Raw genomic sequence first — 13,704 nt, forward strand, 5'->3', positions numbered from 1 at the left:
TAAGTATTTTTACTTACCATAGCGTTTATTGTGAGGATTAATTTCGATATCGTAAGCAAACTGCTTTTTTTTATCTCATTTAAATAGTAAACGATACTGCTTGCTTAATCTAATGCTGAACTGATTTTTGCTTAATTTCTCTAATCTGCTGCCACTGGCACCAAAAGGAAAATACAAAATAATTTCTTTTCAGTTTTTAGCTTGCCGCACCAAGACTACTTTTCGGTGAGCGTCTTGCTTATCACTTTTGCTAAGTTCTTGGAATTTGAGAACCTTTTCTCCTAAATAAAAGTTTTCAGTGTCTTTATTTTTAAATCTTTGTTTTTTATTTATATTAGAATTTGTTTTTAGGGTTGACATATATTTGGATGATTGTCGCCCTTGGTTTTAACCCTCTATATAATTTTTACATGATTTTTCAAATGGTATTATCATTAGTGTTTTTTCAGTCTTGGATGCCTTTGAGTTTGATTCAGTTTTTATTTTTGCCAAGGAGTTCAAGGGGATTTGCCATTTAAGGAAATTTTAACAATTCTTAAAATCACCCCTGGCTAAATAAGACCTAAAATTAGCGGCTTTCTTAGCAGGATTCAATCAAAAGCATCAAATCTTTTACCATTTAAAGTATTTATTGGTTAATTAGTTTTAATGTTAAATTGTCGTCAAAGCCTTGGATAAATTTTAATTACAGGCTGAAAACATATTTGTATACTTTGAAGACATTTTTGAGCATTTTTTTAATCAATATAAAAAAAATTACAAGATAGGTTATAAATTAATTATACTTTATAAATTATGTTTTTGACTCTATCAGGCTTATTTTCCTCTAATGGTGAAAAAGTAAGTACTAACTCTCGAAAAATTAGCATAGCTATTAATGAAATTCAGCAATCCTGGTTCCAAGCTCATCTTCGAACCTATCAACAAAAGGCGGTGTTAGGAGAAAATTGAAAAACTAAATTTTTTAACTTAGATGGTGAAACATTGGTTGCCGAAAAAAATCGCTTGCTAGCAGCCATCAAAGAAGCCAAAATTGTTACAGAAAAAAACTGGGAAGAACTAGTCCAGCAAACTTTACAGGAAGTTGAGAATCTTTCTTTTCAAAGAGAGCAAAAAGAGTTAAGTCCTATACTTGATGACAGCTTTTTCTTGGTAGACTATATCAGAGATATCGCCCAAAAAATAAACACTGAGACTGATTGAGAAGCCAAGTCTGTTTGACTTTGGGAATTGAAAAAAGTCCGAGAAAAAAATCTTCCTTTTCTCAATAATAAAATTTCCTTGATAGGAAGTAAAGTAAAAACAGAAATTTATCGTGAACTAGACAGGATTATCAAACAGTTAACCGAAGAGCAGCAAAAGGTTTTATTAATTAAGAAAAAAGAAAGAGAATTAATTTACAGATGATGAATACAAACAGAAGAAAGCTATGCTGATTGATACCTTGAAAGTCGTTTTGGTTTTTTAAAAGAAGAAATTAGCCGTGAAGAGAAAATAAATATAGCGGAAAGACTTTTTCAAAGTAATTATTTTCCAGGTGATGCAATTTTTTCTTTTAATTTAAGACCAAGTTTTCGAGAATTGATTAATGAACTAAGAAAACTAGAAAATCTAACTCACAGAGTTCAAGTGGATGTAAAATATATTCTATCTATGACAACCAATAGTGATGAATTTGCAACTCAATTCAAATCGTTTCGTCTTCCAGGAAACCGATTAGATCGCCACTGAAATGAAGTTGATACGATTATTAATAATTATCTCGACAGAGGAATTGAAGGTATTAGTGGAACAAATATGAATTTGCTGTATAACTTAGGAGTAAATTATAATGATATAAGCAATAATCCAATTGATGGTGATAAATTCGTGGGAACTTTTAAGTGTAAAATAACTGGAGATACTTATAACTTGCGTAATGGAAGAGAATTTGACAAGTTTGTAGAAGATAGATGTTTATTTTGCAATCCGCTTGTAGGTGATGGTGACACTCTTTGAGAAGTTCCTTTGAGCGAAGCTGAGCAAACAATTATTATTGATATTGGGCGAACACATGCTACTAATGAAGAATTAGATACCGGTTGACTAACCGACGACAATATTGAATACATTCTAAAACATGAAAATATTCAACAATCCTTAAACAGACAAAACCAAAATAATAGAAATTGACAAATTAGAACAGATATTGCCAATATCTATAATGCTTTTCACTGAACTAGAAATAGCCAAACATTAGATATAACTAATCTTTTACGGGAATTAGCAATTAATCCCTATCGCTATACTATTTTCCCGTTAAGAGTATCCGGAAATCATTGAGGCATGTTTATTTTAGAAAACAACGAAGGAAATAAACGAGTTTATTATACTTCTTCTGGTCCAGGAGTAGAAAATGAAGTAGAACAAATTAAACCTTTAATTACCAAATTAATAAACCAAAATGCTTCTAATAATATCCAAATAATCCATGGTGCTAAGCAAAACAATAATTATGATTGTGGGGTTTATCTCATTAAATACATTCAGGAAATATTGGAAACTGGTAATTTAGCCTTAAATAGAAACATTACTGAGCAAGAATGTCAAGAATTTAGAGAAGAATGAAAGCAAAAAATTGGAGAAAATGAATGATGTAGGTTAGACAAAATTGGTGGTACCAGTCAAAAAAATGTGTCTACTTTCCGCGCGCGCGATAAAAATACTAACATTATGACAATAAATAAAAATATTATAGAAAATGGAAAAAATATATATATATATATTAGAATGGGAAGGTGCAGACCTTAAGAATGGGACAATGCGTTACGAGAAATTTAAAGTAATTGCTGGTAGTGAAAAAGAGGAATTAAATTTCTACTCTACTTTCTTTACTGGTAGCAATAAATTTAAAAAAGGAGAAATTTATGAACTTTCCACCCCCGGAGATTTTGTGCAGGATTCTTCAGAAATCATCCAAGGAATTAATAATGGCGGACATGAATTTGAAAGAGTTTATTCATCATTAATGATTAAAGAACTTTGAGAAGAAAAAGCGGAAAATATTGAAAGATTAAGCATATTAGAAGAAGATCTTAAAAAGAAGAAAGAAGATGTTAATAAAATAAATCAGGAGTTATCTGGTAAAAAAGGAGAACTCACTAGTTTACAAAGCAGGTTTGATAGCCTTCAACTTGAAAAAAGAAAAGGTGATGAAAAAATAAGTTTACTTGAGAAAAATATACAAACTAAAGAGCAAGAAATTAACAGAGTAAATCAAGAATTGCGCAATTCTGAAACAAAAACAAATCAATTACAAAGTCAACTTACTAGTCTTCAAACTGAAAAAACCAAAGTTGAAAATGAATGAATTAATCCTGAAAAAGCACAAAAATTGTTCAAAGAACAGGAAAATCTTAAAAAACAATTAAAAACTGAAAGGAAGGACAAACAGTTTTTAATTGAATCGCTAGAAGAACTTCGTAGTCAAGAATTAAAAGGAACTATGGAAGCAAAATTAGTCGAGAGGAAAAAAGAATTAGATCAATTAAAAGTTAAGATTGTTGAGAAGTTAGCAAACAGTCAATCTCTTTTAGAAAATTTTTTGGAAAAACAAGAAGATTTTGATATTGCCCTTTTTGATGATGTTAGCCAAGCGGGCAGAGCTTTCCTTCGTGTCAAAGATAGATTACAGGATGCTAAAGACAAGTTAATTGCCAAAATTGGTTCTGAGAAAGTTGAAGAACTTTGCAAGATACAAACTGAAATAGGCAAATTAGAGACTAGCCAAAGACAGTGAGAGAAAATGGAAGAACAACAAAAAAAAGAGGAACAGGAACGATTTGAATCGTTTGTTGGAACTCCGCCTGCGACACCGAGAAATGGTTATTAAAAAAACTCTGCTTAACAGCAGAGAGAAATTTATTTGAAAGGAATTTATATTTATATGACAGTAACAAAAAACGAAGCCTATGAAATACTTGGTTTAAATCAAGACAATACTGAACTTGAAATCAAAAAAGTTTATCGAGAACTATCTTTACAACATCATCCCGAAAAAAATGGTAATTCCGAAGAAAGTAAAAGCAAATTTAAGAGAATCCAAGAGGCTTATGAAATGTTATCTGATGAATGACCCACAAAGAAATATTTTGGTTTTTCTGAAGAAGAATTCGGAGACCTTATAAAAGAGGAAGTAGCAGAAAGTTTAGAATTTGCTATTTCCTATGACATAAAAAGCATAAAAAAAAATATTGATAAAACTGGATTAGATGCCAAAGAAATGTTATACTATTCTTCACCAGAGCAAAGGAAAATATATAATAATTGACTTAATCATTTATATCTAATGCGTAATTTAGGTTCAAACGACGAGGTTGTTATGAATTGAATAGAAATTAACTTCGATTATGGCTCGCCTATTTCATCGGCTGCAACTAAAAAAAGAGTTTGAGAAGAGGAAAGACAAAATTACGGAGAATTTTTTTCTGATTCCGAATGGGAAAAACATTTAGAAAATCTACGAGAGGGAACAGATTCATCAAAAATATCTATTCTTTGAAAAACGGATTTATTAAAAGCAAAAGAAATAAAAATATTAAGTGAGGAAATAGAAAAAAACCCCGAGCCTTTATTATTGAAAAATATTATTAATGTTGAAATGAGTATGTTTTCAGATAATCCTTCTTATCAGGGAGAAGAAAATTATTGAGCCAATTGCATGAGTAATGGAACTGAAGCGGACTTAGGAAGATGAAAACTTATTATTACTGGACTTTTAGAAGAATACAATAACAAAGAAGCAGTAGTTAGAGAAAAATCTAATCGGTATTACGAAAACCTTGGGCTTTCCGAAGCAGCCACACAGGCAGAAATTAAGAGAAAACATAAAAAACTTTCTTTAGAATTGCATCCTGACAGACCAGGAGGAAATAAAGAAGGATTTGAGTTAATGGATAAAGCTTATAAAGTTTTAGCAGACAAAGTTAAGAGAACAAAGTATGACCTTTGTCTTTTGAGAGATAGTGAAGGTTTTTTAAATCGCAAAAAATTAAGTAAAATCAAAAAATCTGGCGGGTTGGTTGATGAAGAGTTTAAAAAAAGTATTGAACTTATTTTGCAAGATGAATTAAAACTTAACGATTTAACCTGAGAAGACTTAAATGATTATGGTAGGAAAAGTTGAGGTCGTGATGAACATTCTCAATTTCATAAGCGTAAAGGAGCAAAAGTTGAATTAATAAGAATAGGAGATTTTTGCCAAGAGGTTCTTGATGAAATTTCTCAATATGAGGCTATTGAACTTACCAAATTTTATTTATCAATTATTGATGATGTTGGGACACTCATTAGTGAAGCTAAAAAACTAAGTGAAAAACGTGGTGGCTCAAAAACTATTCAAAGAATTGAAGAAAAAGAATTATCTAAAAATCCTAGTTTAACTAGGGAAGAATTAGACGAACCAGGAAAAATTAATTGCATTAAAAAACTCGAAAAACTGGAAATCAAAGGACTAATGATGAAAGGGAATAGCGAAGTAAATAAGCAAGAGTTAATCCTTTACAAAGAAATTTTATGAAGAATTGGTGAAGTAAGAGAAGTCAAGATTAGTTTGTTAAAGAGGATAGAGGAAACAATAGAAGAAGGTAATAATTTGCTTGTTTCATCTAAAAATGAGCAGGAAATTAGGGATTTCTTGGCTAAACTTGACAGTTTACTTGATTTAGAAAAAGAAGAAAATTATAAAGCGGAAGTAGTAGTATTACAAAATGGAATAAGGGGACCTAAACAGGTAATTGTTGGTGAGAAAGTAATTCAATCCGTATTTGCCCAAAAAGGAGGCGAATTGAATTATTTAAAAGAACAATTAGAAACTTTGGTGAAAGAATTAGAAAAAAAAGAACAGGAGTTAGCAGAAGAGGAAATAGAAGGGTCTTCCGGCTCTTCTTTTAATGATGAGTTAACATCTACTCCAATTAGCGAAATCGAAAAAAAAGCCATTATTAAATATTTAGATGATTTAATTTTTGCTGAATTTGCTAAACCAAGTGTTATAAAAACCCCCTCTAATTTAAAAAAAATTAAAAATGGTTTAGATTTAGGCTCAGATTATGAAGCACAATTAAAATTTGACGCTAATAATTGAGGACAAGCCGAAGATATTCGAGCCAAAGCAGTCAGAAACATTTGTGAAAAGATTTCTACTTCTAGCGGTAGTGATGAAGTGCTAGTAGCAAGAATCAAAAAAGTTCTAGAAGGCTTGGTCGAAATATTAAAAAAAGAGATTGAAGAGGAAACTAAAAAGGCTTTTACCAGTTTACCACAAGAACAGCAAGATTTATTAAAAGTGGAAGGGGAAATTACTGCTCGCTTGCTTACGGAAAATAAAAGGAGAATAAAGGCATTATTGTTGATTAATCAGGATCAAGAAAGCGAAGTTGCTAGATTAGAAGCAGAAAGATTAGAACAAGAGCGTTTGGTCGCCGAAGTCGCTGCTCGCCTTGTTGAAGAGAAGGCTGCTAAAAAGGCAGAACAGGAAACTCGTGAAAAACAAGAGCAAGAAGAAAAAGCCAGAAAAGAAAAAGAATTAGCCCAGCAAGAACAAGCCTATGACGACTTATTAAAAGAAATTGAAGCAAGTGCTAATCCTGAAGAAATTTCCTTAGACCAATTAAATTGCCAAGGTTTACGCGGTGGTCGCACACAGGAAAAAATAGAAACTGCCAAAAGAAATCGACGGGTTGTTTTAGAAAGATTAGCCAAGGAGAAAAAAGAGGCTCAAGAGAGAGAGAAAAGAGCAGAACATCGAAAAATAACTTATGATAAATTATTAAATGATGATATAAATAATGCTGTCGATTTGGTTGTATTACAAGGACTCAATAACCAAATCAATAGTTTTAATTATCAAGATTTACCTGGTGACAGAAGTAAAAAAAAATTAGAAAATGCTTGAAAAGTGCAAGAAACTAAAATAATTGCTAAAAAACAGCAAGCAATTGAAGAATATGAAAAACTTTTAGAAAAAATTGGTAAAGAAAAGGATGCTAATGCTGATTACAAAACCGAGATTGACAATTTAGATTGAACTAACTTAGATGGAGAGAAAACTCGTGATAAACTAGAAAAAGCTTGGGATGATCAGCGTAATAAGATTATCTTGGAAAATACTAGTCGTGAAGCAATAGAGTATGTGAATAACTATTGAAATAGCGAGACTACTGATGGTAAAATTAATGGTAAAGACAAAACTGGCATTCTTCCTTTGGATTGAGAAGAAATTCTTAAAAACAAGCCAACTGTGGAGGAAATTAACACTGAAAAGAATTGCTTAAAAGAATTAATTGATACAGAAAAAACCAGAGAAATAGTGGGGTGGCAAAAAGTTGCAATTGAAAAGATTGAAGAGCATTGAAATGAAAACGTTACTGCTGAAAACAAAATCAATGATCAGACTATCACAGAAGTTTTGGATGGAAGTTGACAAAGTGATTTTGACAGTTTAAAAAAAAACGATGATATCAAAACTAAAAAAAATGCTTTTATCAAAAAAATCACAGATGCTAAAAAAACCGACACAGATTTACAAAATAATGCAATTAATAGAATTAATGAATATTGAAATGAGAAGCAGACTAACGATAAAATCGATGGAAAAAGCAAGGAAGAAGTACTTAATGATAGCTTACTACCAGATACGTGGGAAAAAGATATTAAAAAGCGGACTGGAAAAAGAAGTATTATCGATAGGTGAAATTATTATTTAAATTTAATCAGGCAAGTTAAAGCAAAAGAAAATCATAAAAATGCTTTGCACAATTCTTCTATTAAAGCAGTAAGAGATTTCTGAGAAAGCCAAGTTGATAGCAATAACAAGGTAAATGGTAAAACTTTAGTTGATATCTTATCGATTGGTTGAGAAGAAGAAATTCTTGCCAAAACGGAAAAAGTTGACATTGATACCAAGCGTGAACACTTAATTAAATTAATCGTTAAAGAGAAAACAATTCAAACAACTCGTGAAAGTTGACATACGGTGGCTATTACAACCATAAATACTTGTTGAAGTGACAATCAAGATGTCAGTGGAGAAATTGATGGCAAAACTAAAGAGCAAGTTCTTATTAATTGGCAAAGTATTATTAAATCCAAACTTACTAAGGAAGAAATTAATAGCGAGCAAGAACGTTTGGTGAACTTAATTAACGAAGCCAAGTTTGAAGAAAACCAAAGAAGCACTGGAAATTTTTATCCCGGAGAATATGATTTAAACAAAGACGCAAAAACACTTTGGAATAAAAAGAGAACCAAAAAGTCAGGGTTAGTGTTAGGAAATTATAAAAAAGATGTTGAAACGTGATTTGATGAATTAAAAGAATTTCTTCAAAATAATCGTCATAATCCCCAATTTTTAAAAGATATTTACGGAAGAGAAATTTCTGTCGACCAAAGAAGAAAAATTTCTTCCCAACTAGACAAAGAAAAATCATCAATTTTTATAAGTTGAAATGAAAGCACAACAGTAAGACAATATCTTCAAAAAATACTTAAAACTATCAATAAGGAAGAAGCACAAAGAGTAGTTAGAAGAGCTAAATTATTTTTAGATGAATCATTAGAAATTTTTAGGGTTGGTACCCAAGAATTAACTTATCCTGAGTTTCTTACAGAACTAAGTCAAAAAGAAACTCCCGAGAAAGTAATTAGTTTTCGTGATTCAGTATTTAAAGATATTGTAGAAAAAGGGATAAATAATGCACTTATTTGCGAAAATCCATCAGTTCTCTATAATGATTTAACTAACGTAATAAATAACATTCTCTATAAAAGTAGCGAACAAGAAAAATTAAATGCTTTGGAAATAACTCTAAAAGAAATTAAGGAAAAACGCCAAGTAATCATGGCTGAAAATTCTCTCCAAGAACTTATTAGTAAGGCGACTGCTGACAGACGTGAAGATTTAAAAACTGATTTAGAAAATTTAAAAAAATTAATACCTGAGTATAATAATTCTCTTAGCGATGTAGAATCAAATGCTTATGAGAGTAAGAAAAATGATGTTGATAATAAGGAATTGAAACTAATTCGTGCTTTGGCTCTATTGGAAGATGATATGGGTAAACCGTGAAATAATTTTAACATTCCTTTTGGTTTAACTAGCCAGGAAGAAAACTTCCTAGAAAGTATGTCTAAAGCTAATATTAAAGAAAAGCAAAAAGAAATTCGAGAGTCTCGTCAAAAAAAATGAGATGATGTTAAACGAAAGATTAAAGATAGTTTTAAAACTCTTTGGGCTAGAATGAACGATACCGAACCTGAACATGTAAGAATCACTAATGCTGTCAAAGAACTAGAAAGAATTAGTAACTCAGGAGCAATTGAAGAAAAAATTGCTTTGAATCAAATTGAAATCCAAATCGAAAATGTTGGTTGAAAAGACAAAGTTCAAACTCGAATTAACGAACTAAAAGCGGAAGAAAAAAAATGAGAAGAGATAAATACTGCTATTGCAAAAGGAACAGACTTTCTTCTTTTGGCAGAAGGAGCAGATTTAGACATTAAAATACAGGGTTTACGCGAGGATTTGTTGCCCACGAATAAGCGATTATTCTTTTTAAAAAATAGACGGGAAGAACGGTACAAGAAATTAAAAAAATATGAAGATTTAATTGAAGAAATTAACGATGCCAATACCTGGGAGAAATTAAAAAAAACTTACGAAGAGATTTCTTATAATCCAACTCGTCCTCTTATCCTAACACTTGCTGAGCCAGAAGTAATTAGACAAAAAATCATCAATTCTTTCTGCAATCAAACTCCGCAAACTTTAGTCGAAAAAGAGGCAGATAGGTTCAGCCAATTCATTGAAAAATGAGAGGATATTAGGAATACTGAAACTGAGTTGACTAGCCAAATTAGTGATTTAGAGAATGATTTAAATTTTTATAGATTAGAATTGCCAACTGGCAAGAAAATCAGCGATCTTAAAAATTCCTTAAGTGACAAAAAAACAAAATTAGTTTTCCGAAAAGAGTTTAAAATCCGTGTGGAAAACAATGATATTGATAATAATACAATTGACGCTTATCTTACCAATAGTGGATTAGATTCTGCAGAAATTGCTGCTAAGGCTTACAGCCATAAAATTCTTGCGAGAGAGATTAATGGAGGAATAGCGAATTTTGCTGGAAGAAGTTATAATTTAACAAATGAAGGAGAGTTAGAAAATGCTCTAAAGAACAAACTTTTCATTCATGATTTTCGCGACCAAGAACCTATTGATGAACTTACTGATGCTAATATTTTAGATTATCGTAAATCTAGTCCTGATGGTAGCCATTTAATTGATGCTAAACAAGCTTTTAAGGCTTTCCAACAAGGGTGAACTAGTCCAGACCAAATCCAAATTACTAATGATGGTGGTAAGAAAATTGATTTAGGAGCAGGCTGAAAAGACTATGATTGAGAAAATGAATCCTTTGCTAAGGCTAGTTATTGTCATGTTTTCTCCCAAACTGATAGTGATAATAATACATTAACATTTAATGAGATTTATGGTTGGTATGAAAAATTTGCTGATGCTCGGGATGCATGGTCTGCTTATAATAAACATTGGAGTCCTATTTGTTTAGGAAATGCTAACACTGCAAATCAAGGAAAAATTACCTGAGACGGTACTACTTATGAGGATGGCATAGATCCTTTGGTCAATAATAAATATGATGCTTACCATGTCAGTTTTGTTCAAGCACCAGGAAGTAACTTAACTGGTGCTGATTGTACTCGAATTTTTAATGTTAGAAATGAAGAAACTCTTGACTGAGTTAAAAAGCATTTCACCCCGAAAAATGCTCGCATTGCTTATGATAATGGTTGAAATGGGAATAGTGAAGAGATTCACGATACCCAAACAGTGACTGATAATAAGTATGCAAACCTAAGCGGTTATAAGTTTAATCCTTTGGAGATAACTAGGCATCAGGCTCTTCAAATAGTTGAACAAAATTTAAGAAGAGAATATTCTTATTCTTCAGACTCTCAGTCTCATCAAAATAATGAAAGCATTGATAATCAACCAGTTTCTCGGTCAACTTCAAATAATTATGAACCGAGCAGATCAATTGAAGACAATAGTAATTATTCGTCTAGCAATGGAGGAGATGGTGGTGGCTCTGGTCATTCTTCAACTATCGCTTTATTCAATTATGATGTCGGAGAAGGAAATAGTTCTTCGGTCGGGAAAGATAATTTAAGTTTCTCTAAACCTCCGAAAAAACCTTCTTTGGCTAGCATTGAAGAAGACGATATTTTAGTGGAAAAAATTAAAGATGTTGTTCGGTTATTTGATAAAAAAGTGGCTGAGTCGAACACAAAAGAGGAAAAAGAGCAGGCTGTTAAAGAATCAACAGATTTATTTATAAAATTGTTGGTTGAGAGAGTTGAGAGAGTTGAAGAAATTAAGCAAAGTTCTAAGAAAATCATCAGTAAAAATTGAGAACAACAAAATTTTCTTATAGGAGAATTAAAAGATGAAGAAGAGTGAATTGCAATTGAGGAAGCAGATAATAGTAAAGAAATTCTTCAACAAACAAATAAATTACTTGGTAAAATTCAGCAGCGAGTAATTAAAAATAAACAATTAGCAGCAATAGTCACGGACGCTCAATCCTCAGAGAAAAATAAGGAAAATTCAACACCAGTCTGAATAGTTGTAATTTCTCTTGGAATAAGTGTTATTAGTGCTTTTGTTTATTTAATTGTCAAAGGAGCATGAAACAGAATAAGTAAAAAATAAAGACCAAGAATAAAAAACTACAAAAATATTGAAGTATTAAATATGAATTGAAAAGAATTTAAAAATTGATTGGAAGAGAACATAATTGAATGTGAGGAGTTGATTGTCAAAATTAAACCCGAAAAACAAGATAAGTATGGTGAATTATCTATCAGTGCCTTAACAAACTTTTTTGATAGTCTAGAAGCAACATTAGATAGCGACAATACTTGTCACTTGTTTCCGAAATTTAAAGAAGATAGAAGCTTTCGGGAGACGTTTTCTCTTTGCTGTTTTGGTAAAAAATTTAACCGAGAAGAGACGAGTGAAAGCGATTACAACTTATTAGAAAGATTGTTTATTGATTGAAAAATTTTTGTAAGGACAAATTTGATTGAGCAGGAAAATAATCAAGAGTTACTAAAAGAAGAAGAAAAATGCCTAGTAGAAAGTTGTTCAGAGGAGATGCTCTTGCCTTCAATTTACTGCTTTGAACATACTTGCCAAGCAGAGAACTGTTTAAGATTAAGGATGAATAGAGAGAACGAGGAATTTGATATTTATTGTCAAGATCATTTCCGACAAAGTATTAAGGAAAATTCCGAAACAATGAATAAATCTAGAACAGAATCTGGACTTGATGAAGAATTACTGCTCGGGATTTCTAATAAATTTGAATCGATTGGAAAAGAAAATCAGAAACTAAGACAAAATAATAAAAATCTTCAAACACAACTTAATCAATTGACCAGAGAGAAAATAGGATTGGAAAAAAAAGTAAAAGAACTTGAAATTAAAGTTTTCAACGCAAAAGCCGAAAAAAAAGAATTAGAAGAAGCAGAAAAGTCTAAAACTGAAGCTTGAGAATTAGTCGGAAAAATTGATAGAGAAGCAAAAGAATGCCGAGATAAAGTGGAACAAGAAAAAAAAGAAACTGAAAAAGTAATTAAGAAATGAAAAGATGAGTACTTTAATTTACAAGAAAGAATTGCTAAAGAAATAAATTGCTTAAAAATAAGTAAGGAAACATTTGAAAACATCAGTTTGTCGCAGGAAGCGATAATAAAATCTAATCAATTGATAATAGATAAATTTAAGTTTCGCTTAGAGGATCAAAAAAAAGAAATCGAGGACTTGACTAGCAAACTGGAAGAATCTCAAAAGCGAGAAGAATCTTTCCAGGGACAAATTCAGCAACTAGAAGTTCAATTATTATTTCATAAAAGAGAAGAAATAAAGCAGTTTGTCTCCAAAGCCAAAAGCTGACTTGACGAAGATTTGCAGGATTGCTTAGATACGCTTATAGAAGCACAAATTGAGACTCTAGAAGGTAATAATCCTTTTGCTCAAAAGCAATTTGAAAGAAGTCAAAAATGTCTCGCCAAAAAACTAACTAATGAAAAAGTTCAAACTTTATTAATTAAGCAAAAAGAATTGTTTGAATTAGAAAAAAGAGTAGCAGATATCAAGCAAATCTATAAGCAAAGTTCTAACTTACTTGAGAAAAATCTTGCTAACTTTAGTAAGCTTGATTGAAAACAACAAGAATCAGAACAAACTAAGCAGAAATCTTTCAATCAATCGACCCTCCAATTAGAAGAAAAAAGTTGTAATAGAGAAACTAAAATTGAACATTTGGAGCAGCAGACAGAGGAACAAACAGAAATTGTCAAGTGAGATAGTATAAAGGTTGATATGGAAAGAGAGAAAAGTATCAGTCACTTAGCAAATGGAGGCTATTGAGACAAACAAATCCAAACTTTACGTGATGATAGATTATCTTCGGACAAAAAACAAGTCGTTTTACAAACTAGGCGGAGAAATCATTATGCTCAGTTAGAAGTTAAGTTGGAAAATAAGCAAGAGTTGTCGCAAGTTAAATCCCAGATCATTCAATCTTCTTTCAATCCTAACAAGCCTTAATAATTCCTAATTTTTCTTAAAAAAAATTA

The 13,704-nt window shown here is 31.2% G+C and carries 5 protein-coding genes; 4 read left to right on the forward strand and 1 reads right to left on the reverse strand.

The features are described from left to right. Window positions 1–9: 9 nt before the first annotated feature. Complete coding sequence (locus tag GvMRE_RS06545) at window positions 10–360, reverse strand: type II toxin-antitoxin system RelE/ParE family toxin (protein WP_147410425.1); 351 nt, start codon at window positions 358–360, stop codon at window positions 10–12. 435 nt (window positions 361–795) lie between these two features. Between GvMRE_RS06545 and GvMRE_RS06550 the strand changes: the two genes are divergently transcribed. Genes GvMRE_RS06550 through GvMRE_RS06565 form a run of 4 tightly spaced genes read left to right on the forward strand, consistent with a single transcriptional unit; the run spans window position 796 to window position 13,675 of the window. Then, window positions 796–2,790 (forward strand): Ulp1 family isopeptidase, encoded by a 1,995-nt coding sequence (locus GvMRE_RS06550; RefSeq protein WP_147410426.1) that lies wholly within the window; start codon window positions 796–798, stop codon window positions 2,788–2,790. A gap of 10 nt (window positions 2,791–2,800) precedes the next feature. Then, window positions 2,801–3,871, forward strand: coding sequence for a hypothetical protein (locus GvMRE_RS06555; RefSeq protein ID WP_147410427.1), 1,071 nt, complete (start codon window positions 2,801–2,803; stop codon window positions 3,869–3,871). Window positions 3,872–3,925: 54 nt separating this feature from the next. Further along, window positions 3,926–11,773: a DnaJ domain-containing protein gene (locus GvMRE_RS06560; RefSeq protein WP_147410428.1), complete on the forward strand. Its 7,848-nt coding sequence runs from the start codon at window positions 3,926–3,928 to the stop codon at window positions 11,771–11,773. A gap of 42 nt (window positions 11,774–11,815) precedes the next feature. Continuing rightward, the gene (locus tag GvMRE_RS06565; RefSeq protein WP_147410429.1) at window positions 11,816–13,675 is read left to right on the forward strand and encodes a coiled-coil domain-containing protein; all 1,860 of its coding nucleotides are present in this window, start codon (window positions 11,816–11,818) and stop codon (window positions 13,673–13,675) included. The last annotated feature ends 29 nt before the right edge of the window (window positions 13,676–13,704 follow it).

The organism is endosymbiont GvMRE of Glomus versiforme (genome assembly GCF_003546845.1).